We start from the raw sequence: 21098 nt of genomic DNA, 5'->3' as shown, positions 1-21098 counted from the left end.
TATGAAAACATTGTTATTGATCGACGGCTCTTCTTACTTGTACCGCGCCTTTCACGCGATGCCCGATTTGCGTTCCCCGGATGGCCGCCCGGTGGGGGCTGTCTATGGCATGGTGAACATGCTCAGGCGGCTGGAGAAAGAGGTTGACTTCGATTATAGCGCCTGCGTCTTCGACGCGAAGGGCAAGACCTTCCGCGACGACCTGTACCCCGAATACAAGGCCAATCGCCCGTCCATGCCCGAGGAGCTTGCTTCCCAGATTACGGCGGTCCATGACGTGGTGCAAGCCTCCGGCTGGCCGATGCTGGTGGTGCCGGGCGTGGAGGCGGACGACGTGATCGGCACGCTGGCGCGGCTGGGCGCGGCGGCCGGCATGAAGGTAATCGTCTCCACCGGCGACAAGGACATGGCGCAGCTGGTGACGCCGGACGTCACCCTGGTCAACACCATGACCAACGAGCTGCTGGACGCGACCGGGGTGAAGGAGAAGTTCGGCGTGCCGCCGAACCGGATCATCGACTACCTGACCCTGATCGGCGACAAGGTGGACAACGTGCCCGGCGTCGACAAATGCGGTCCGAAGACCGCGGTGAAGTGGCTGGAGGAATACGGCAGCCTGGACGCCATCGTCGCCCAGGCGGGCAGCGTCGGCGGCAAGGTGGGCGAGAACCTGCGCGCGGCGCTGGACTGGCTGCCGATGGGCAGGCGGCTGATCACCATCGATTGCGCGGTCGATCTGACTGCTGACCTGCCGCACGGCCTGCCGGGCCTGCAGCATGGCCAGAAGGACAAGCCGCGGTTGGCCGAGCTGTTCCAGGACCTGGGCTTCCGCACCTTTTACCGCGAGGTGACCGAGGGGGCGGAGATGCCGGCTGTCGCCCAACGCGGCGAGGACGCGCCTGCCGCGCCGCGCGGCGATCAGGCCCAGGGCGACATGTTCGCCGAACCGGCCGCGCATGCGGCACCGGAAGCCCCGTCCGCAGGCGCGCTGGCGCGCCATTACGAAACCATCCTCACCGAAGCTCAGCTGGACGCCTGGCTGGCCAAGCTGGCGGCTGCCAAGGTGGTGTCGTTCGATACCGAGACCACCAGCCTCGATCCGATGCAGGCTCGCATCGTCGGCGTCAGCTTCTCGGTGGAGGCCGGCCATGCCGCCTATCTGCCGCTGGAACACCATTACGCTGGCGCGCCGGAGCAATTGCCGCTGGACGCGACCCTGGCCAAGCTCAAGCCGTGGCTGGAGGACGCCGGCCGGAAGAAGTGCGGCCAGAACCTGAAGTACGACTGCCACGTGCTGGCCAACCACGGCATCGCGCTGCGCGGCATCGCCGATGATTCGATGCTGGCCTCCTACGTGCTGGAAAGCCACCAGCGCCACAATATGGACGACCTGGCGCGCCGGCACCTGGGCGAGAACACCGTCAGCTACGAGGACATCTGCGGCAAGGGCGCCAAGCAGATCGGCTTCGGCGAGGTGGATGTCGACATCGCCGCCAACTACTCGGCCGAGGACGCCGACATCACGCTCAGGCTCAACCAGCATTTCGCCGGCGAGCTGTCCGGAGATCTGGAAAAGGTCTACCGCGACATCGAGCTGCCGGTGGCGGAAGTGCTGTTCAAGATGGAGCGCCATGGCGTGCTGATCGACCGCGACAAGCTGGTCGCGCAGAGCCACCAGCTGGGCAGCCAGATGCTGGAACTGGAGCAGCGGGCTTACGAACTGGCCGGCCAGCCGTTCAACCTGAACTCTCCGAAGCAGTTGCAGGAGATTCTGTTCGGCAAGCTGGCGATCCCGACCAAGGGCGTCAAGAAAACGCCGAGCGGCGGCTATTCCACCGACGAGTCGGTGCTGGAGCAGCTGGCGCTGGACCACCCGCTGCCGAAGTGCATCCTGGAGTACCGCGGGCTGGCCAAGCTGAAGTCCACGTATACCGATAAGTTGCCGACGCTGATTTATCCACAGACCGGCCGCGTGCACACGACTTATGCACAGGCGGTGGCGATCACCGGCCGCCTGGCCAGCAACGACCCGAACCTGCAGAACATTCCGGTGCGCACCGCCGAGGGCCGCCGCGTGCGCGAAGCCTTCATCGCGCCGGCCGGCTGGCAGATCGTGTCGGCCGACTATTCGCAGATCGAGCTGCGCATCATGGCCCACCTGTCCGACGACGAGGGCATGCTGAAGGCCTTCGCCAGCGGCGAGGACATCCACCGCGCCACCGCGGCCGAGGTATTCGGCGTGGATCTGGTCGCGGTGACGTCCGACCAGCGCCGCGCCGCCAAGGCGATCAACTTCGGCCTGATCTACGGCATGAGCGCGTTTGGCCTCGCCGCCCAGCTGGACATCGAGCGCAGCGCCGCCCAGCAATACATCGACCGCTACTTCATGCGCTATCCGGGCGTGGCCGAGTACATGCAGACCACGCGCGAGAAGGCGCGCGAGCAGGGGTATGTGGAAACCGTGTTCGGCCGCCGGCTGTACCTGCCGGACATCAAGCTGTCCAACCCGGGCCGGCGCGCCGGCGCCGAGCGAGCGGCGATCAACGCGCCGATGCAGGGCACGGCGGCGGATCTGATCAAGCTGGCGATGATCGCGGTGCAGGGCTGGCTGGAGCGCGACGGCTTGCAGAGCAAGCTGATCATGCAGGTGCACGACGAACTGGTGCTGGAAGTGCCGCAGGCCGAACTGGAGCTGGTCAAGCGCCGTCTGCCGGAAATCATGGCCGGCGCGGCGGAGTTGAAGGTGCCGCTGCTGGCCGAGGTCGGCACCGGCGACAGCTGGGAAGCCGCGCACTGACGCATCCATCGCATCCGTCCGGAACGGCGCCATTCGGCGCCGTTTTGTTTTTGCGTCAGCGCCGACCTGCACTTTCGGATATGGGCGCCGCGCGGCGGCTCCGGCTTTGGTACAGGGAGCGCCGAGCGCCGGCGTCGGCGCTTTCAGACTGGCGGCTCCCCATACCCGAATGGAGCATGCGATGGACAAGCCGCGCCAGTCTGGCCTGAGCCTGCTGGAGATGATGGCCGCGCTGGCGATCGCCGCCATCGGCGCCTGCCTGGCGCTGCCCGCGCTGGGGCAGGCGGTGGAGCGGCAACGGCTGCGCGGCCAGGCGATGGCGCTGATGGGCTGCCTGGAGCACGCGCGCGCCGAGGCCTTGCGGCTCAACCGGCCGGTGTACCTGTGCGCGGCCAATCTGAAAGTGAACCGCGAGTTGCAGGGCTGCCTGCCGCAGCAAGGCGGCGGCGGGCAATCCTGGCCCGAGGGCGCGCTGGTGTATGCCGATCAGGGCGCGGCCAATGGCTATTACGACAGCGGCGAGCGCTTGCGGCTGGCGATGTTCGACGGCGAGCGGGTGGCGGTGCGCGCGGACGCCAGGCAACTGGCGCTGACGGCCGAGGGACGGCTGCAGGCATCGAAGGCGATGCATTTCTATCTGAACGGCCGCAGCCAATGCCTGACGCTGACCGTGGCGGCCAATGGCCGCGCCCGGCTGGGGGAGGTGGGCGATGCCTGCGCCTGAGCGGGGATTCAGCCTGGTCGAGGCGCTGGCCGCATTGTTGATCTGGATGGTGGCGGTGCTGGCATTGAGCGGCGTCCAGGCGCGCGCCTTGCTGCATGCGCGGGAAACCGAGCTGGGCAGCCGCATCGGCGACGCGGCCGCCAATCTCTCCAGCGCCATCCTGGCCAGTCCGGAAAACCTGTGGCCGCTCTATCTGGAGCAGGGTTACGACGACCATCGCGCCGGCGGCGCGTGCGTCGCTGGCTGCTCGGCGCAGCAGCTGGCCGACGCCAATCTTGTCCGCTTCAAGCGCGAACTGCGCCTGGCGGGCCGGAGCGAGCAGGCGCGCGGCGTCGTGTGCCGCGGCGACAGCCGGGTGCGGCCGACGCTGGACAAGCCGGGCTGCGACGGCAAAGGAGAACTGGCGATACGGGTGGCATGGCGCACCCGGCTGGACGGCGGCTGGCGGGAGCATGCGGGTGTCTGGCCGCTGCGGCCCTGAGCGGCAGCGCGGCGCCCTGCTGCTGAGCGTGTTGCTGGCGGCGGCGCTGACGTCGCTGGTGCTGGTGTTGTCGCTGACCGCGCTGGCCGCGGTGCAGCGCGGGGTGAACGTGGCCGAGCAAAGGCTGGGCCGTAGCCAGGACGCGCGTTGGGCATTGCGGCAACTGGCGCGCGATCTCGCCGGCCATGGGCGCTCGGGCTGCCGCTCGCTGCCATGGCGGGCCGGCGATTTCGCCACCGGAGAATGGCGGCTGCAATTGCCGGGGCGAGAGCTGGAGATCGTCGGCGTTAGCCGGTCCGGAGACGATCTGGCCGGCGTGAGGCTGGCGCCGCAGTCGCCAGAGGGCTGGCGGCCGTGGTCCAGCGTCTGGCTGGGCAGCTGCGGCGGCGGTTATGCGCTGCAGGGGAGCCGCGCCCACTGGAAGGGCGGTGCCGGCGCGCCGGAGCTGGCGCTGACGCCGCCGTTGCCGGTGTCGCCGCGGGCGGAGGGCGTGCATCTGTCCTCGCTGCAGCTGTGGCTGCCGCGCGAGCGGCGCTACCGTCTGGAGGCGGCCGCGCGCGGCCATCGGCTGCTGGCGCGGGATGTCGAGGGCGGATTGGCCGACGGCGAGGAGAGGGTGCTGTTGGACGGGGTGCAGCGCCTGGATTTGCAGCTGTTGGCGCGGAACGGTTGCGGCGAGTCCGCCCGCTGGAGCTGGCGGGAGGCGTCGCAGTGGCCTTCCGGGCTATCGCCGCAGGCTGCCCGCGTGAGTTTGGCATGGTATCCCGACGACAAGGAGGGCGAGGTGAGTCTGTTGAGTCTGGATCTGGCGCTGGAGCCGGTGCCGCCCTGCGGGGTGTCGCCGTGAACGCGCGGCGCCTGGGGGGCGGCGCGCTGCCGCTGGTGATGTCGCTGCTGGCGGTGCTGGGCTTGCTGGTGCTGACCTCGTCGCGCCAGTTGACCGGCGCGGGCCGGCTGGCGGCCAACGCCCAGGACAGGCAGCGGGCCGAGATGCAGGCCCGCCAGGCCCTGTCGGGCGCCGAGCAGTGGGTGTGGCGGATGGACCGCCGCCTGGGGCTGGACGCCGCGGATCCGTCGCGGCTGTATGGGGAGGGGCGGTTGTTCCCGCCCAGCTGCGAGGGGCCAGAAGGCAAGGGCCTGTGCGAACCGATGGCTCCGCCTCACCGGCGCTGGGTTGGCGGCCAGCCGCTGCTGCATCCCTGCGGCAACAGCCGCGAGTACGCGCTGGAGCCGGGATTGCCGCAGACCGGCTGCCCGCAGCGGGTGCGCGGCGGCGGGCTCAGCTGGGCCAATCCGCGCTACGTGGTGGAGCTGGTCGACCCGCGCTTCGGCGACGCGGCCAAGGACAGGCTGTACCGGATCACGGTGCGCGCCTGGGGCCATCATCCGCTCAGCGTGGTGACGCTGCAAAGCTGGTACCGGGTGGGCGAGGACGCGGACGAAGGGCGGCGGCTGGATTGGCGCGAGGTAGCGGAATGAAGCGGGGTCTGGGGCAGGGGTTCAGCCTGATGGAGCTGGCCGGCTGCATGGCCGTTCTGGCCATCCTGCTGGCGCTGGCGGTGCCGAGCTACCGGCAGTATCTGCAGCGGGCGCGGATGGAGGAGGCCAGGGCGGCCTTGATGGAAAACGGCCACTTCATGCAGCGCTGGTACCAATTGCGCGGCGTGTACCACCAGGAAGGGCCGCTGTCCTGGCCGCCGCTGCCGGTGCTGGAAACCGGCGCCTTCGTGATCGGCTTCAGCAGCGCCGGGCCGTCGTCGGACAATATCGATCAGGCCAGCTTCATCATCGAGGCCAGGGCCAAAACCGGGTCGGGCCTGGAGGAGTGGCTGCTGAAGCTGGACCAGGACGGCAACATCCGCCAATGCCGGCAGGAGGATGGCGTCGAGAACTGCCGGCTATAGCCCCGCGCCTCAGGCTTTTCCCGGCGCGGGGTCGTCGCCCCACGGCGCCACCCGCACCAGCAGCATCATTCCGGGCAGCGCCAGCGCCGTGCACAGGAAGAAGAACGAGGTCCAGCCCACCGAGTCGACGATGTAGCCGGTGGCGGCGTTGGCCAGCGTGCGCGGCACCGCCGCCAGGCTGGTGAACAGCGCGAACTGGGTGGCGGTGTAGGCCGGATGGGTGCTGCGGGCGATGAAGGCGACGAAGGCCGCGGTGCCGAGGCCGACGCCAAGCGCTTCAAAAGCGATCACCACCGCCAGCATGGACAGTTCCGTCGCGCCGACGCTGCCGAAGCGGCCGTAGCTGGACAGCCAGGCGAAGCCCAGAATCGACACCACCTGCACCACGCCGAAGGCCCACAGCGCGCGGTTGATGCCCAGCTTGATCATCCACAGGCCGCCCAGCAGGCCGCCTATCACCGCCGGCCACAGCGCGGCGTGCTTGGCCACCAGGCCGATCTGCGACTTGGCGTAACCCATGTCGAGGTAAAACGGCGTCGCCAGCGAGGTGGCCATGCTGTCGCCCAGCTTGTACAGGAAGATGAAGCCCAGTATCCACAGCGCGCCCTGCCAGCCCTGGCGGGTGAGGAATTCGTGGAAGGGCTCCACCACCGCTTCGCGCAGCGTTTTCGGGCTGCCGGGCGCTTGGGCGGGCTCTTTCACCATCAGCGTCATCAGCGCGCCGGGCAGCATGAACAGCGCGGTGACCACGAACACGCTGCCCCAGTCCAGGTGGTCGGCCAGGATCAGCGACAGCGAGCCCGGCACCAGGCCGGCCAGCCGGTAGGCGTTGATGTGCACGGTGTTGCCCAGGCCCAGCTGGACGTCGCTGAGGATCTCGCGGCGGAAGGCGTCCAGCACGATGTCCTGGCTGGCGGAGAAGAAAGCCACCGCCAGCGCCAGGCCGGCGATGCTCCAGATGTCCTGCCGCGGATCGAACAGGCCCAGCAGCGCGAGGCTGCCCAGCAGCGCCAGCTGGGTGGCCAGCATCCAGCCGCGGCGGCGGCCCAAGAGCGGCAGCGCGTAGCGGTCCAGCAGCGGCGACCACAGGAATTTCCAGGTGTAGGGCAGGCCGATCAGCGCGAACAGGCCGATGGATTTGAGATCGACGCCCTCGCTGCGCAGCCAGGCCGGCAGCAGGTTGATCAGGGTGTACAGCGGCAGGCCGGAGGCGAAGCCGGTGAACACGCAGACGAGCATGGTGCGCGAGAACACGTCGCGCCGCCAGTTGATGGTGGCCAGGGTCATGTGCTTGTTGTCGTGGTGGTGGACGGGCCGCCCGCGCTTGCGGGCGGGCGGAGGTCGGCGGAGGCGGGCGCGGAGCCCGTCGGGGGCGGTTTCAGCGCCGCAGCGCCTGCTCTATCTTCTGGTCGGTCTTGTACTGGCTGAGCGCGTACACCGACCACAGCGCGGCCGGCAGCCAGCCGATCAGTGTCAGTTGCAGGATCAGGCAGATCACGCCGGCGAACGGCCGGCCTATGGTGAAAAACTGCAGCCAGGGCAGGAAAATGGCCAGCAACAGGCGCATGCGTCTCTCCTTGTGCGAGGCGGAATCAGTCGCGGGCCACCCGGTAAAACGCCAGGCTGCCGCGCAGGTTAGGCAGCAAGGATACCCGCTTGCCCTTGTCCATGACCACCCTCTGCACCACTCGGATGCCGTTCTTGGCGCAGAGTTCCTCGAAGTCGCCCAGCATGCACCAGTGGATGTTGGGGGTGTCGTACCACTGGTAGGGAATGGTGTCGGACACCGGCATGTGGCCCTTCAGGATCTGCAGCCGGTTCTGCCAGTAGCCGAAATTGGGGAAGGTGACGATGGCCTCGCGGCCGACGCGCAGCATCTCGTTGAGGATGGCCTCGGTGTGGCGCATCGCCTGTATCGTCTGCGACAGCACCACGTGGTCGAAGCGCTGGTCGCCGAATTCGCACAGGCCGGTTTCCAGGTCGCCCTGCACCGCGTTGACGCCGGCGGCGACGCAGCGCACCACGTTGGCGACGTCGAAATCGACGCCGTAGCCCAGCACCTGCTTGTCCCGCTGCAGCGCGGCCAGCAGCCGGCCGTCGCCGCAGCCCAGATCCAGCACCCGGCTGTGCGGGGCGATCCAGCCGGCGATCAGCCGAAGGTCGGGGCGGAGAGTCTGGATGGCGCTCATGCGTTCACCTCCTTGGCCACGCGGTCCAGGTAGGCGCGCATCAGGTCCACATAGGGTTGGTCGGTCATCAGGAAGGCGTCGTGGCCGTGCGCCGATTCGATCTCGGCGTAGCTGACGCGCTTGCCGGCGGCGATCAGCGCCTTCACCGTCTCGCGCGAGCGCTCCGGCGAGAAGCGCCAGTCGCTGGTGAAACTGGCCACCAGAAATTGCGCCTGGGCCGGCTTCAATGCCGCGGCCAGGTCGCCGCCGCAGTCCTTGGCCGGGTCGAAGTAGTCGAGCGCCTTGGTCATCAGCAGATAGGTGTTGGCGTCGAAGTAGTCGGAGAACTTGTCGCCCTGGTAGCGCAGATAGCTCTCGATTTCGAATTCCACGTCGTAGCCGAAGCGGTATTCGCCCGAGCGCAGCATGCGGCCGAATTTCTCACCCATGCCGTCGTCGGACAGATAGGTGATGTGGCCCAGCATCCGCGCCAGCCTGAGGCCGCTGCGGGGGATGGCGCTTTGCCGGTAGAAGTCGCCGCCGTGGAATTCCGGATCGGTGAGGATGGCCTGGCGCGCCACGTCGTTGAAGGCGATGTTCTGGGCCGACAGCTTGGGGGCGGAGGCGATCACCAGCGCGTGGGCGACGCGTTCCGGGTAGGCGATGCTCCAGTGCAGCGCCTGCATGCCGCCCAGCGAGCCGCCGATCACCGCGGCCCAGCGGTCTATGCCCAGGCGGTCGGCCAGCCGCGCCTGCGACGTCACCCAGTCCGGCACCGTCACCACCGGGAAGGCCGAGCCCCACGGCTGGCCGGTGGCCGGATTGACGCTGGAGGGGCCGGTGCTGCCGTGGCAGCCGCCCAGATTGTTGACGCCGACGACGAAGAAGCGGCGGGTGTCGATCGGCTTGCCGGGGCCGATCATATTGTCCCACCAGCCTGTGGCCTTGTCGTCGTCGCGGTAGCGGCCGGCGACGTGGTGGTGGCCGGACAGCGCGTGGCAGATCAGGACGGCGTTGCTCTTGTCGGCGTTGAGTTCGCCATAGGTCTCGAAGCGCAGCTGATAGCCGGGCAGCGCGGCGCCGCTGGCGAGCGGCAGGGGGGAATCGAATGCGGCATCCTGGGCCGCGACGATGCCTACCGAACAGTTGGTGTCGGTCATGAGGGCCTCTTCTATTTGTCCGCGTCCGCCGCCCTCTGCCGGGGCTGGTCTGGATGCGGTCTCCTGCGGCTACCGCTCGATTATATCCATAACATAAGCTTGCGCGGGAGTATGGCGCGCCGGGATAATCGGCCGGGTTTCCGCCACGGTCCCCATCATGTTCGGACGTCTGTTCAAATTCTTCGCGCTGTGCCTGCTGGCCTGGGCGGTCGCCCGCTGGTTTCTCAAGCCCAGCCAGCGGCGCAACTTGCATGAGCTGATTTCCGCGCTGGCCATCGCGCTGTTGGTCAGCGCCGGCCTGTTCTGCGTGCTGTACTGGCTGGGCTGGCACGATATCTGAATCGCCCCGTCCTTGATCGCGCGCATTCAGCCGCCGGCGGTCCGGCGCTAGACTGCGGCCTTTTGTCGGCAGCGCGATGGACCTCACCCGCCATATCCACACTTTCGGCCATTATCTGAAACGCCGCTTCGGCGAGACTGTGCACAAGCTGTCGCTGGCCGGCGATTTCACCTGTCCCAACCGCGACGGCACGCTGGGGCGCGGCGGCTGCGCGTTCTGCAATGTGCGCAGCTTCGGCCGCGAGGCCGCCAGCCTGTCCATCGCCGCGCAGATCGAGCGGGAGAAGGGCAAGACCGGCCGCGCCCGGCGTTATCTCGCCTATTTCCAGGCCTATACCAGCACCTATGCCGAGGTGGAGGCGCTACGCGCCTTGTACGACGAGGCGATGGCGGCGGCCGATGTGGCGGGCCTGTGCGTCGGCACCCGGCCCGATTGCGTGCCGGACGCCGCGCTAGACTTGCTGGCCTCGTACCAGGATGGCGGGGCCGAAGTGTGGCTGGAGCTGGGCCTGCAGACCGCGCACGACCGCACCCAGGCCTTGATCCGCCGCGGCCACGGGCTGGCCGACTACCGCGACGCCGTCGCCCGCGCCCACGCAAGAGGCCTGAAGGTGTGTGCGCACCTGATCGCCGGCTTGCCCGGCGAGAGCGCCGATGATGCGCATGAGACCCTGCGGACGGTGCTGGATATCGGCGTGGAGGGGCTGAAGCTGCATCCGCTGATGATAGTCCGCGGCAGCCGGATGGCGGCGCAATACCGGCGCGGCGAGATCGCGCCGATGGATCTGGACGCCTACGCCGACCTCGCGGCCGATCTGATCCGCCATACGCCGCCGGAGGTTGTCTATCACCGGATTTCGGCCACCGCCCAGGCGCCGACGTTGATCGCGCCCGATTGGTGCGGCCCGCGTTGGGCGGCCTTGCAGGCGATAGGCGGGCGATTGGCGCGGAACGGCGGGCAGGGCAGCGCGCTCGGCCGCGAGTGGCGGCCTTAGCATCGCGCGCGGCTGGGGCCGGCGGGCCATTTTGTGAGCTTTTGTTAGCGGCGCTTGGCCGGACAAAACTGTTTGCATGCGCTACTGTCAGAATCCGGAGGATGATCCGACCAAATGGAAACGACAGGAGAGCCGTCATGTTGATCAGGAAACCCGCCGACCATTCGCCGTCGGAAATCACCAGCGAGTCGGTGTATTTCAACCGCCGCCAATTCATGGCCGGCGCCGCCGGCCTGCTGCTGTCGGCCGAGACGCTGGCCGGGCTGGCCGCCAAGAAGAGCCCGCTGTCGCAGCTTGCCGCCAACGACAAGCTCAACAGCCTGAAAGACATCACCAGCTACAACAATTTCTACGAGTTCGGCACCGACAAGTCCGACCCGGCGGAGAACGGGCACACGCTGCGCACCCGGCCGTGGAGCGTGCTGGTGGACGGCGAGGTGGCCAAGCCGCGCCGCTTCGCTATCGAAGACTTGTTGAAGTTTCCACTGGAGGAGCGCGTCTACCGGCTGCGCTGCGTCGAAGGCTGGAGCATGGTGATCCCCTGGGTGGGTTTTCCGCTCGCCAGCCTGATCAAGCAGATGAATCCCACCTCGCGCGCCAAGTACGTGTCGTTCGAGACGCTGCAGCGGCCGAGCGAAATGCCGGGCCAGCGCCAGGCGGTGCTGGACTGGCCGTACCGCGAGGGCCTGCGCATCGACGAGGCGATGCATCCGCTGGCCATTCTCGCCGTCGGCCTGTACGGCAACGCGCTGCCCAACCAGAACGGCGCGCCGATCCGGCTGGTGGTGCCGTGGAAATACGGCTTCAAGAGCATCAAGTCCATCGTGCGCATCCGGCTGCAGGAAACGATGCCGGCCACCAGCTGGAATCTGGCCAACGCGCATGAGTACGGCTTCTACTCGAATGTGAACCCGGATGTCGACCACCCGCGCTGGAGCCAGGCGTCGGAGCGCCGCATCGGCGAGTTCTTCAAGCGCAAGACGCTGCCGTTCAACGGCTACGCCGAGCAGGTGGCCGGCCTGTACCGCGGCATGGACCTGAGGAAGAACTTTTGATGACGACGCTGCGCATGAAACTGCCCGCCTCCGCGGCCGACCGCCGCCTTGCCATCGGCAAGGCGCTGCTGTTCATCGTCTGCCTGCTGCCGCTTTCTCGCGCGGCGTGGATCGTGCTGTCGGGCGAGGCGGTGAACCCGGTGGAATTCATCACCCGTTCCACCGGCACCTGGACGCTGGTGTGGCTGCTGGCCACGCTGTCGATGACGCCGCTGCGCCGCCTCACCGGCCAGGCCTGGCCGCTGAAGTGCCGGCGCATGCTGGGCCTGTTCGCCTTTTTCTACGCCAGCCTGCATTTCACCACTTATATCTGGCTGGACCAGTTCTTCGACTGGCACCACATTCTCAAGGACATCGCCAAACGGCCGTTCATCACCGTCGGCTTCGCCGCCATCGTGCTGATGTCGCCGCTGGCGCTGACCTCCACCCAGGGCTGGATGCGGCGCCTGAAGCGCAACTGGGGCAAGCTGCACCGGCTGGTCTACCCGGTGGCCATTCTGGCGGTCACTCACTACTGGTGGCTGGTGAAGAAAGACATCACCCAGCCGCTGATTTACGCCGCCGCGCTGGCCGCGCTGTTGGGGCTGCGGTTGTGGTGGCGCGCGCGCAAGGCTTGATCGCGCCGCTTGGCAAGGGGGCGGCCGGGTTTTAAAGTGTGGCGTTTCGCATCGGAAAGCAAGTCATGTCCAGCAAGGCCCCCGTCACCCAGGCCGTTCGCGTGCTGCGCGAGCACAAGGTCGATTACACCGAACACCTGTACAAGTACGAGGACAAGGGTGGCACCACGGTGTCGGCGCGCGAACTGGGCGTCGACGAGCATTGCGTGGTGAAGACGCTGATCATGGAAGACGAGAACAAGCGTCCGCTGATCGTGCTGATGCACGGCGACCGCGAGGTGGGCACCGGCATGCTGGCCAAGCAGATCGGGGCCAAGAAGATCCATCCCTGCGATCCCAAGACCGCCGACAAGCACAGCGGCTACCAGGTGGGCGGCACCAGCCCCTTCGGCACCCGCCACCCGATGCCGGTGTACATGGAGGCGGGCATCGCCGAACTCGACACCATCTACATCAATGGCGGCAAGCGCGGCTTCCTGATCGGCGTCAGCCCGCGCGACGTGATCCGCGTGCTGAACCCCACGCTGGTCAACGCGGCGGCGTAGCCTCGGGGAAATGGCGCTGGTAGATCGCCTTCAGGCTGCCGTCCTTTTCCATCTGCGCCAGCGCACGGCCGAAGTCCTCGCGTATGCGCTCCGCTTGCGGATAGCTGCGCGAGAACATCAGTCCCAGCGGCGTATCCTTGTCCATCGGCGTCGGGATGTAGCCGAATTCCTTTTCGTGTTCCGGCATGACGTTGTGGATCAGGTATAGCCCGCGCTCCAGCACCATCGGCACCAGGTCCAAATGCCCCAGCTGCAGTTGCCGCAGCGCGTTGACTTCGTCCGGGGTCAGCAGCGTGTTGAGCCGGTGTTGCTGGAACAGCGGGATATACCAGTAGCCCAGCTGGATGGCGATGCGGTAGCCGCGCAACTCGTCCAGCGACTGGAACTGTTGCGGGGGATGGGGCAGGTGGGGTTTGTGATAGAACAGGTAGCTGTTGGCCCGCATCAGCGGCGCGGAGAAGTCGAAATCCTTTTCCCGCTCAGGCGTCGGGCGGTAGGGGAAGGCCGCGGCGGCCTTGCCGGTCTTGGTCAGCCATTCGGTCTGCGGCCAGCTCTGGAAAGACAGTTGCACCCGGTAGCCGGCGCGGCGGAAGGCTTCGCGGACGATCTCGGTGAACGCGCCCTGGGCGGGAAGCTGCTGCGACACGTAAGGCGGCCATTCTCCGGTGGCCAGGTCCACCGTCGGCTCGGCCGCCGGCGCGCGGAGCGCCAGCAGGAGGGCAAAAGCGGACAACAGCAGACGCCGCATGGCGATTCCTCGAAGAGGCCGGGATACTGTGTTATCGCACAGCCTCCCGCCTCAACCAAGCGCTCACCACCACCAGAACATGAAGCCCCAGGCGCAGTCCACCAACGCCAGCGCGCCGCAGAACAGCGGCAGCGCGGCCCAGCGGCGCAGGCCGCTATTCCAGCGCGACAGAATGCCGAACGCCAGCCGCAGCGACCACAGATTGGCGCCTGCCAGCAGCGCCAGGCGCGCGTCGTTGACCCAGTGCATGCCGAAGCCTTCGGCCTTCAGCAGCGTCACTGTCAGCGCCGACAGGCCGAGGAACACGCCGCAGCCGGCCAGCGGGATCAGCGCCTGCGCCAGGTGATGCAGCCGTTGGGTTCGCCAGCCGCCGGACGCGAGCACCGCCAGCGCCAGCGAGGCCAGGATGCCGGTGCCCAGCGCCAGCGCGGTGGCGGCGACGTAGGCGATCAGCGACGCGCCGTCCAGCCAGGAGAACACGTCGTTGTGCTGCGGGTAATGGGTGAGCAGCCACCACGGCGCCTCGGTGTCCAGCGGCCACATCACGTCATGATCGACCAGCCATTCGGCTGCGGTCTGCTTCAGCGACACGAACCAGGGGCTGACCGTCCAGTGGAAGGCGCCCATCGCCACGCCCAGGAGGCCGTAGGCGATCAGCGCGGTCTGCCAGCCGTCGGCTTCCTTCTCCGCCACCCGCACCACCTCGTCGCTGGACGAGCGCAGGCTGAGCTCGATCGCGCCGCGGTGGTCGCTGCAGCGGCCGCACATGTGGCAGCCGCTGCCGCCCTGCATGTGGCGCAAGGGTTGCAGCGGCGCGCAGTCCACCGCCGGCGTCCGCTCATGCGAGGCTTTCCAGGCGGCTTCGTCGACGCGGTAGTACAGCGGCGCCAGCTTGGACAACAGGCCGAACACGCCGTTGACCGGGCACAGGTGGCGGCACCAGGCGCGCTTGCCGCGGGTGTAGACGAAGCCCACGGCGACGGCGGCGACGGTGGAGCCGCCCAGCACCAAGAGCGCGGCTTTCGGGTATTGGTAGACGCTGACCAGCTGGCCGTAGACCGTGGTGAGGACGAAGGCGACGAAAGGCCAGCCGCCCCAGCGCATCCAGCGCGGAATCGGCCGTCCCATGCCCTTGCGCGCCGCCCATTCCGACAGCGCGCCCTCCGGGCACAGCACGCCGCACCACAGCCGGCCGAACAGCACCATCGACAGCAGCACGAACGGCCACCAGATGCCCCAGAACACGAACTGGGCGAAGATGGTCAGGTTGTCCCACATCCGCGCCGTGTCTTCCGGCAGCGCCAGGCAGGCGGGGACGATCAGCAAGAAAGCGTAGACCAGCACCACCGCCCATTGCAGCTTGCGCAGCAGGGCGGCGTGGTCGCGCAGCCAGACGCCCGCGAGCGCCAGCAGGCCGCGCGGCTGCCGCTCAGGGCTACAGGAGCCGCCGCCCGACGGGGCGGCGACGATGGGAATCACCCGTTGCGGCGGGCGCTGGGCGCGGCCGGATTTCATGCGGCGACGGCCTGGCGGCGGTTGCGCCACTGGAACAGCGACCAGATCGCGGCCCAGAACAGCGCGTAGGCGATCAGGCTGGTCAGCGCCGGGTGCGAGCGGTAGCCGGTCAGCGCGGCCACCACGCCGCCGAAGGGGCTCATGTCGTCAAGCAGCGCCGAGCTGTCCCACAGCGGATCCACCAGCGCCGGCAGCACGTCCATCGAGATCAGCTTCTCCACGCCGGACAGGAACAGCGACGCGCCCAACAGCAGCAGCATGATCTCGGTGACGCGGAAGAACAGCCGCCAGGACAGCACCTTGCCGCCCAGCTGCAGCAGGTAGAAGGTGAGGAAGGCCAGCAACAGGCCGATCAGGCCGGCCGCGCCCATCTTGGCGAGCTCCATGCCCTGGGCCTCGGCCAGCATGCCGTACAGGAAGACCACGGCTTCGCTGCCTTCGCGGGCGATGGCCAGCGCGGCCAGCACGGTCACGCCCCACCAGTTGTTGCTGGCGGCTTTTTCAGACAAGCCGCTTTCCAGCTCTTTCTTCAGCGTGCGGCCGTGCTCGCGCATCCACAGCACCATCTGCACGATCAGCGCGGCGGCGATGAACACCATGCCGGCCTGGAAGTAGTCCTGCGCGCCGGCCATCAGGCTGCCGGCGGTGAACAGCGCCACGGCCAACGCCACGGCCATCGCCAGGCCCAGCGCCACGCCGCCCCACAGATAGGGCTTGCCGGCGCGGCCGGCCGGATTGTGGTTCATCCAGGCATTGAGGATGCCGACCACCAGCAGCGCCTCGACGCTTTCGCGCCAGACGATGAAGAGTACCTGTCCCATTCGCGTTTACCTTCTTGTGTTACTTGGCGACGATCACGCCCTGGCCGGTTTTCATGTGGAATTCGTCGAAGAACTTGTATTCGCCCGGCGCCAGCGGCTGGAACACCAGGAAGGATTCCGCGCCGGGGCCCAGCACCTTTTCCTTGCGCAGCGGGGTGCTTTCGAATTCGGCCGGGGTCTTGCCGATGTTCATCACCTCGATCTTGAATTTCTTGTTGGCCGGCACCACCAGGCGGGCCGGGATCAACTGGCCGTCCTTCATTTGCAGCTTGAATACCGGCATGTCTTCGGCGAACGCCGGGGAAGAGAGCAGGCCGGCCAGCAGGGCGGCGGCCGTCAGGCGCAGAACAGTCATCGTTTCGGAGTCCTGGAATGAGAAACAGCGCGGCAGGCCCGCGCCGTCTCCAATTGTATCGCAGTCAAGAATGCTTTGCGTTCACATTCTCACTATGCGGATCAGTAGCCGCCCTTCTTGCCGATGCCGGCGAAGGTGAATTCGTAGTTGACGTCGAAGGGCTTGAACCAGGCGGCGACGCCGGTTTCCTTGTCGACGTGGCGGCCGAAGTGGGCGTGCTCGTTGGCGGTCGGCGGCATGATGGTGTACTTCAGCTTGTACTTGCCCGGGCCTTGCAGCTTGATGTTGTCGCCGTAGTGCGGGCCGTCGTTGGCCACCATCGGCATCAGTTCGCCCTTCTGGGTCTTGCCGCCGACCTTGGTCAGCTCGTACTTCACCACCAGGTAGGGCATCCAGGCGCCTTCTTCGAAGCCGTTCGGGTTGTTCTTGGTGGCGTGGATATCGGCTTCCAGGTGCACGTCGGACGCTTCCGGCTTCAGCATCATGCCTTCCGGCTCCATCTTGGTCGGCTGCAGGTAGACGGCGCCGATTTCCATGCCGTTTTTCAGGGCGGGCTTGCCGATCGGGTATTCCTTGGCCATGGCGGCGAAAGAGGCGGACAGGGCGATGCTGGCGACAGCCAGCTGGCAGACAAAGCGACGCATCATGTTTTCCTTATAAAGTAGGGCGGCAGTACCGGCCGCTGAAATGCATGATAATGCTAGTAATTATCGTTTGCAAACCTTGGCCGGCTGGAAATGGCTTGTAAAATCATGAATCTATATGTCTTTGTCAATTTATTTCATGATGGACATCGCCAATGTCCTGTCGGCTTCGGCGACGACCGGATGCGGCCGCCGCCGGGGAGAGGGCCGATGATCAGCGCAGGGTTTGGCGCAGCAGGCGCAGCTGGGCCAGGCTCTCGTCCAGGATCAGCAGCTGCAGCATCTGCTCGGCCAGATGGCCGGCGCCGCCGCGATAGGCTTGGGCGAAGGCGTCCACCGCCGCGGCGTCCAGCTGTCCCTCGGTGGCGGCGGCCAGGCGCGCGCCCAGGCCGTCGAAGCGCGGCGCCAGGCTGGTTTGCAGCCAGCCTGACAAGGGCGGGTTGAAGCCGCGCTTCTTGCGCTGGAAGAAGTCGGCCGGCAGTGCCGGGTGGATCGCGCGGCGGAAGATCAGCTTGGCCGGCTTGGTGTAGCGTTCGGCGGCCGAGGCGGCCAGCAGGCGCTGGTAGAAGCCGTGGTCCAGCAGCGGCGCGCGGCCTTCCAGCCCATGCGCCATCGTGCACAGGTCGGACTTTTGCAGGATGTAGTCGGGCAGGTAGTTGGCGAAGTCCAGCTCCAGCAGCTGGTGCAGGCCGGGCGCGCCGTCCTTGGGCTCCGGTCCGATGTCGTCGGGCGCGCGCCAGTGGCACAGCTTTTCCAGCTTGCGGCCGCCTTGCAGGAAGCTGCGTTGTCCCGGCGTGAAGCCGGAGAAGCGCAGCGAATAGGCGCTCTTCCAGTCCATCGCCAGCTCGGTGGCCAGCTTGCCGCGCTTGCTGTCCAGCTGCGGCTTGATCGGCAGCGGCAGGCGGATGTTTTGCCGCCAGCGGGTGCGCAGATGCTTGCCCATGCGCTTGTAGCCGGCCAGCATTTCATCGCCGCCGTCGCCCACCAGAACCACCTTGACATGCTTGGTGACTTCGCGCGCCAGATACCAGGTGGGGAAGCTGGACGGATCGGCGAACGGCTGGTCCAGGTCGGCGACGATGCGTTCGAAATCGGCGGCCAGGTTTTCCGGCATCTCCACTCGCACGTTGGGCAGGCCCATGCGCCGGGCGGAGTCGGCGGCGTCGCCGGATTCGTCCAGGCTGGAGCCGGGAAAGGCGGCGGTGAAGCTGGAGAACTGGGTCAGTTGCTGGGTGGCGAGCCGGCTGGCGATCACGGTGGAGTCGATGCCGCCGGACAGCAGCACGCCCAGCGGGCGGTCGGCCACGGTGCGCATCGCCACCGCGCGGTCCAGCTCCGGCAGCCAGTCGCCGCTCTCCGCCTTAGGCTGCCAGTAGCGCTGCTTGATCAACTGGCGGGTGTTCAGGTCGAACTCCAGCCGATAGCCGTTTTCCAGCCGCTGGATGTGGCTGAAGACGGTGGCCGGAGAGGGGATGTAGCGGTGGGCGAGGTAGGCGTCTATCGCCGCCGGATTGAAATCGCGCTGGTCGGCCGGCAGGAAGGGCAACACCGCGCGCACCAGCGAGCCGAAGGCGAAATTGCCATCCCGCAGCGAGTACAGCAGCGGCTTCTCGCCCATGCGGTCGCGGGCCAGGTGGACCTTGCCGCTGCGCTTGTCCAGGATGGCGAAGGCGAACATGCCGCGCAGCCGCGCCAGCAGGCCTTCCATGCCCCAGGCCAGGTAGCCGCGCAGGATGAACTCGGTGTCGGCGTGGGTGCGGAAGACGGCGCCGTCGGCCTCCAGCTCGGCCTTGCCGGCTTCCCAGTCGTAGACCTCGCCGTTGTAGCAGATCCAGACCTGGCCGTCGTCGCTGGCCATCGGCTGGTTGGCGACCGGGCGCGGGTCGATGATGGCCAGGCGGGCGTGCAGCATCGCGTTGTGGATGGCGTCGTCGCCGGCCGGGTTCAGCGCTGCGTCCAGCAGCAGCCGGCTGGCGTCATCCGGGCCGCGGCGGCGCAGCTCGTCCAGCATCGTCTGCGGAACGGCGGGATTGACGGGGCGGCGCGAGAAAAATCCAGCGATTCCACACATGATGACGGCGCTTCCGAACGCGCGGGGCGGCCAGGCGCCCCGCTTGGGTTTTCAATGCCGCGCAGTATCCGGCGCGCCGCCGGACGGTGTCAAACCCTGGCCTTGCGATGCAGGTCCGGCAGCGCCACCGCCGCGATGCCCAGCAAGGGCAGGAAGGCGCACAGCTGGTAGACGAACTCGATGCCCCTGAGGTCGGCCAATTCGCCCAGCACCGCGGCGCCGATGCCGCCGATGCCGAAGGCGAAGCCGAAGAACATGCCCGACACCATGCCCACCTTGCCCGGCAGCAGCTCCTGCGCGTAGATCAGGATGGCCGGGAAGGCCGAGGCCAGGATGAAGCCGATGGGCAGCGACAGCGCGGCGGTCCAGAACAGGTTGGCGTGCGGCAGCGCCAGCGCCAGCGGCGCCACGCCCAGGATGGAGAAGCCGATCACCCGCTTGCGGCCGATGGCGTCGCCGATCGGGCCGCCCAGCACCGTGCCGGCGGCCACCGCGAACAGGAACAGGAACAGATACAGCTGCGCCGACTGCATGCCCACCTGGAAGTGGTGGATCAAATAGAAGGTGTAGTAGCTGGTGATGCTGGCCAGATAGAAGTGTTTGGAGAACACCAGCAGCAGCAACAGCAGCAACGTCAGCTTGACGCGGGCGGAAGACAGCTCGGGCGGCGCGATGGCGCTGGCCTTCTTCGCCTGTCGCTGCTGGTGCGCGTACCACTGGCCGACGCGGTACAGCACGTACATCGCCAGCAGCGCGGCCAGGCCGAACCAGGCCACGCTGCGCTGGCCCAGCGGGATCACGATCAGCGCCGCCAGCAAGGGGCCGGTGGCGCTGCCGGCGTTGCCGCCCACCTGGAAGATGGATTGGGCGAGGCCGGGGCGGCCGCCCGACGCCATCCGCGCCACCCGCGACGATTCCGGATGGAAGATGGACGAGCCGGTGCCCACCAGCGCGGCGGCCAGCAGCAGCAGCGGGAAGCTGGAGGCGCTGGACAGCAGCAACAGGCCGATCAGCGTCGAGCCCATGCCGAATACCAGCGAGTAGGGCTGCGGACGCTTGTCGGTATAAATGCCCACCAGCGGCTGCAGCAGCGAGGCGGTGCACTGGTAGGTGAAGGTCATCAGGCCGATCTCGGCGAAGCTGAGGTGGTAGTTGCCCTTCAGCAGCGGGTACAGCGCCACCAGCAGCGACTGCAGCATGTCGTTGAGAAAATGGGAAAAACTGATCGCGCCGAGCACGCGGAAGCGGGTGTCCTGCGCGGCGGCGAGTGTGGGACTGCTCGTGGTCATCGTGCGATACTCATTCTGGGTGGTAGGACCATGCTAGCAAGCGCGTTCCCGCCAGTCTTGCGAAAATGAGGCAACCATCTTATCGAAAGAGGCAGAGTGGACAGCCTGGAACCCCGAGACGAATTCGACCTGGGAGAGGTGCCGGTGGTGGGCAAGCCGCGCGACTACCCGGCCGGCAAGGAAACCGAGCGCCACCGCCATCCCACCGCCCAGCTCTTGTACGCGGTGGAGGGCCTGATGCTGGTCGGCACCGAGCGCGGGCAGTGGGTGGTGCCGCCGACGCGCGCCATCTGGCTGCCGATCGGCACCTGGCACCAGGTGAGCATGGTCAGTCCGGTGCGGATGCGCAGCATCTATGTGCGGCATGATCGGCTGGACGGGCTGCCGGCCGGCTGCTGCGTGCTGGAGGTGTCGCCGCTGCTGCGCGAGCTGATCGTCGCCGCGGTGGCGGTGGGGCGCGTCTGCCAGCCCGGCTCGCGCGACGAGAAGGTGATGGACCTGCTGCTGGCGGAAATCGGCCGCGCGCCGGTGCTGCCGCTGTCGCTGCCGCAACCGGCGTCGGCCGCGCTGCGCCAGCTGTGCGACGTCTGGCTCGCGCATCCGGACGACGCGCGCGGCGCGGCGGAATGGGCGCGCGAGCTGGCGCTGGACCCGCGCACGCTGCAGCGCCGCTTCCGCCGCGAAACCGGCCTCAGCTTCGGCCAGTGGCGGCGCCAGGCGCGGCTGATGCTGGCGCTGCAGCGGCTGGCTTGCGGCGACAGCGTATTGAAGGTGGCGCTGGACCTGGGCTACGCCAGCCCCAGCGCCTTCGCCACCATGTTCAAGCGCGAGTTGGGCGCGCCGCCGAGCAGCTTCTTTTCCTAGGTGGTC

At 67.6% G+C, this 21098-nt stretch carries 23 protein-coding genes; 12 read left to right on the top strand and 11 right to left on the bottom strand.

Features of this window, described 5'->3' with window-relative positions:
• Position 1: 1 nt before the first annotated feature.
• The 6 genes from polA to ACY3GB_RS11175 all read left to right on the top strand — a co-directional run bounded on the left by polA (position 2) and on the right by ACY3GB_RS11175 (position 5906).
• The gene (polA, locus tag ACY3GB_RS11200; RefSeq protein WP_463088806.1) at positions 2 to 2797 is read left to right on the top strand and encodes a DNA polymerase I; all 2796 of its coding nucleotides are present in this window, start codon (positions 2 to 4) and stop codon (positions 2795 to 2797) included.
• Between the two features lie 181 nt (positions 2798 to 2978).
• Positions 2979 to 3521 (top strand): GspH/FimT family pseudopilin, encoded by a 543-nt coding sequence (locus tag ACY3GB_RS11195; RefSeq protein WP_463088805.1) that lies wholly within the window; start codon positions 2979 to 2981, stop codon positions 3519 to 3521.
• Positions 3508 to 4002: a hypothetical protein gene (locus ACY3GB_RS11190; RefSeq protein WP_463088804.1), complete on the top strand. Its 495-nt coding sequence runs from the start codon at positions 3508 to 3510 to the stop codon at positions 4000 to 4002. Before ACY3GB_RS11195 ends, ACY3GB_RS11190 begins: the two co-directional genes overlap by 14 nt.
• On the top strand, positions 3974 to 4849 hold the full coding sequence (locus ACY3GB_RS11185; protein ID WP_463088803.1) for a hypothetical protein: 876 nt from the start codon (positions 3974 to 3976) through the stop codon (positions 4847 to 4849). The genes ACY3GB_RS11190 and ACY3GB_RS11185 overlap by 29 nt, the downstream gene beginning before the upstream one ends.
• On the top strand, positions 4846 to 5481 hold the full coding sequence (locus tag ACY3GB_RS11180; protein ID WP_463088802.1) for a pilus assembly PilX family protein: 636 nt from the start codon (positions 4846 to 4848) through the stop codon (positions 5479 to 5481). Before ACY3GB_RS11185 ends, ACY3GB_RS11180 begins: the two co-directional genes overlap by 4 nt.
• Complete coding sequence (locus ACY3GB_RS11175) at positions 5478 to 5906, top strand: type IV pilin protein (RefSeq protein ID WP_463088801.1); 429 nt, start codon at positions 5478 to 5480, stop codon at positions 5904 to 5906. The genes ACY3GB_RS11180 and ACY3GB_RS11175 overlap by 4 nt, the downstream gene beginning before the upstream one ends.
• A 9-nt stretch (positions 5907 to 5915) precedes the next feature.
• On the opposite strand, the gene ACY3GB_RS11170 is transcribed toward ACY3GB_RS11175, so the two are convergent.
• The 4 genes from ACY3GB_RS11170 to metX all read right to left on the bottom strand — a co-directional run bounded on the left by ACY3GB_RS11170 (position 5916) and on the right by metX (position 9234).
• Positions 5916 to 7193: an AmpG family muropeptide MFS transporter gene (locus ACY3GB_RS11170; RefSeq protein ID WP_463088800.1), complete on the bottom strand. Its 1278-nt coding sequence runs from the start codon at positions 7191 to 7193 to the stop codon at positions 5916 to 5918.
• Between the two features lie 91 nt (positions 7194 to 7284).
• Positions 7285 to 7473 (bottom strand): YqaE/Pmp3 family membrane protein, encoded by a 189-nt coding sequence (locus ACY3GB_RS11165; RefSeq protein WP_046156161.1) that lies wholly within the window; start codon positions 7471 to 7473, stop codon positions 7285 to 7287.
• A gap of 25 nt (positions 7474 to 7498) precedes the next feature.
• Positions 7499 to 8095 carry a methionine biosynthesis protein MetW gene (metW, locus tag ACY3GB_RS11160; protein WP_463088799.1) on the bottom strand — a complete coding sequence of 199 codons (597 nt, stop codon included), beginning with the start codon at positions 8093 to 8095 and terminating at the stop codon, positions 7499 to 7501.
• On the bottom strand, positions 8092 to 9234 hold the full coding sequence (metX, locus tag ACY3GB_RS11155; protein WP_463088798.1) for a homoserine O-succinyltransferase MetX: 1143 nt from the start codon (positions 9232 to 9234) through the stop codon (positions 8092 to 8094). Before metX ends, metW begins: the two co-directional genes overlap by 4 nt.
• A gap of 157 nt (positions 9235 to 9391) precedes the next feature.
• Here metX and ACY3GB_RS11150 point away from each other — a divergent pair, with 157 nt between their 5' ends.
• The 5 genes from ACY3GB_RS11150 (at position 9392) to ybaK (ending at position 12785) form a co-directional block, all read left to right on the top strand.
• A complete protein-coding gene (locus ACY3GB_RS11150; protein ID WP_463088797.1) occupies positions 9392 to 9574 on the top strand; it encodes a protein MIGRI in 183 nt (60 codons plus the stop codon).
• A 76-nt stretch (positions 9575 to 9650) separates the two neighbouring features.
• Positions 9651 to 10568, top strand: coding sequence for a tRNA modification radical SAM protein MnmL/YtqA (mnmL, locus tag ACY3GB_RS11145; RefSeq protein ID WP_463088796.1), 918 nt, complete (start codon positions 9651 to 9653; stop codon positions 10566 to 10568).
• Positions 10569 to 10705: 137 nt separating this feature from the next.
• Entirely contained in the window at positions 10706 to 11623 is a 918-nt protein-coding gene (gene msrP / locus ACY3GB_RS11140) for a protein-methionine-sulfoxide reductase catalytic subunit MsrP (protein WP_463088795.1), read from the top strand.
• Positions 11623 to 12240: a protein-methionine-sulfoxide reductase heme-binding subunit MsrQ gene (locus ACY3GB_RS11135; protein WP_463088794.1), complete on the top strand. Its 618-nt coding sequence runs from the start codon at positions 11623 to 11625 to the stop codon at positions 12238 to 12240. The genes msrP and ACY3GB_RS11135 overlap by 1 nt, the downstream gene beginning before the upstream one ends.
• A gap of 65 nt (positions 12241 to 12305) precedes the next feature.
• Positions 12306 to 12785, top strand: coding sequence for a Cys-tRNA(Pro) deacylase (ybaK, locus tag ACY3GB_RS11130; RefSeq protein ID WP_070979876.1), 480 nt, complete (start codon positions 12306 to 12308; stop codon positions 12783 to 12785).
• Here ybaK and ACY3GB_RS11125 read toward each other — a convergent pair.
• The 7 genes from ACY3GB_RS11125 to ACY3GB_RS11095 form a co-directional block, all read right to left on the bottom strand.
• The gene (locus tag ACY3GB_RS11125) at positions 12769 to 13533 is read right to left on the bottom strand and encodes a substrate-binding periplasmic protein (protein WP_463088793.1); all 765 of its coding nucleotides are present in this window, start codon (positions 13531 to 13533) and stop codon (positions 12769 to 12771) included. The genes ybaK and ACY3GB_RS11125 overlap by 17 nt on opposite strands.
• A 63-nt stretch (positions 13534 to 13596) precedes the next feature.
• Complete coding sequence (locus ACY3GB_RS11120) at positions 13597 to 15048, bottom strand: 4Fe-4S binding protein (protein ID WP_463088792.1); 1452 nt, start codon at positions 15046 to 15048, stop codon at positions 13597 to 13599.
• Positions 15045 to 15869, bottom strand: a complete 825-nt coding sequence (locus ACY3GB_RS11115; RefSeq protein ID WP_463088791.1) for an FTR1 family iron permease — start codon at positions 15867 to 15869, stop codon at positions 15045 to 15047. The genes ACY3GB_RS11120 and ACY3GB_RS11115 overlap by 4 nt, the downstream gene beginning before the upstream one ends.
• A gap of 19 nt (positions 15870 to 15888) precedes the next feature.
• Complete coding sequence (locus ACY3GB_RS11110) at positions 15889 to 16224, bottom strand: cupredoxin domain-containing protein (RefSeq protein WP_463088790.1); 336 nt, start codon at positions 16222 to 16224, stop codon at positions 15889 to 15891.
• A gap of 101 nt (positions 16225 to 16325) precedes the next feature.
• On the bottom strand, positions 16326 to 16871 hold the full coding sequence (locus ACY3GB_RS11105) for an iron transporter (protein WP_021476858.1): 546 nt from the start codon (positions 16869 to 16871) through the stop codon (positions 16326 to 16328).
• A 211-nt stretch (positions 16872 to 17082) separates the two neighbouring features.
• A complete protein-coding gene (gene asnB / locus ACY3GB_RS11100) occupies positions 17083 to 18939 on the bottom strand; it encodes an asparagine synthase (glutamine-hydrolyzing) (RefSeq protein ID WP_463088789.1) in 1857 nt (618 codons plus the stop codon).
• Positions 18940 to 19028: 89 nt separating this feature from the next.
• Positions 19029 to 20228, bottom strand: coding sequence for an MFS transporter (locus ACY3GB_RS11095; RefSeq protein ID WP_463088788.1), 1200 nt, complete (start codon positions 20226 to 20228; stop codon positions 19029 to 19031).
• Positions 20229 to 20324: 96 nt separating this feature from the next.
• Between ACY3GB_RS11095 and ACY3GB_RS11090 the strand changes: the two genes are divergently transcribed.
• On the top strand, positions 20325 to 21092 hold the full coding sequence (locus tag ACY3GB_RS11090; RefSeq protein ID WP_463088787.1) for an AraC family transcriptional regulator: 768 nt from the start codon (positions 20325 to 20327) through the stop codon (positions 21090 to 21092).
• Positions 21093 to 21098 lie beyond the last annotated feature (6 nt).

This window comes from Chromobacterium sp. Ag138 (assembly GCF_055181315.1).
This window is presented reverse-complemented; position numbering and strand designations above follow the sequence as displayed.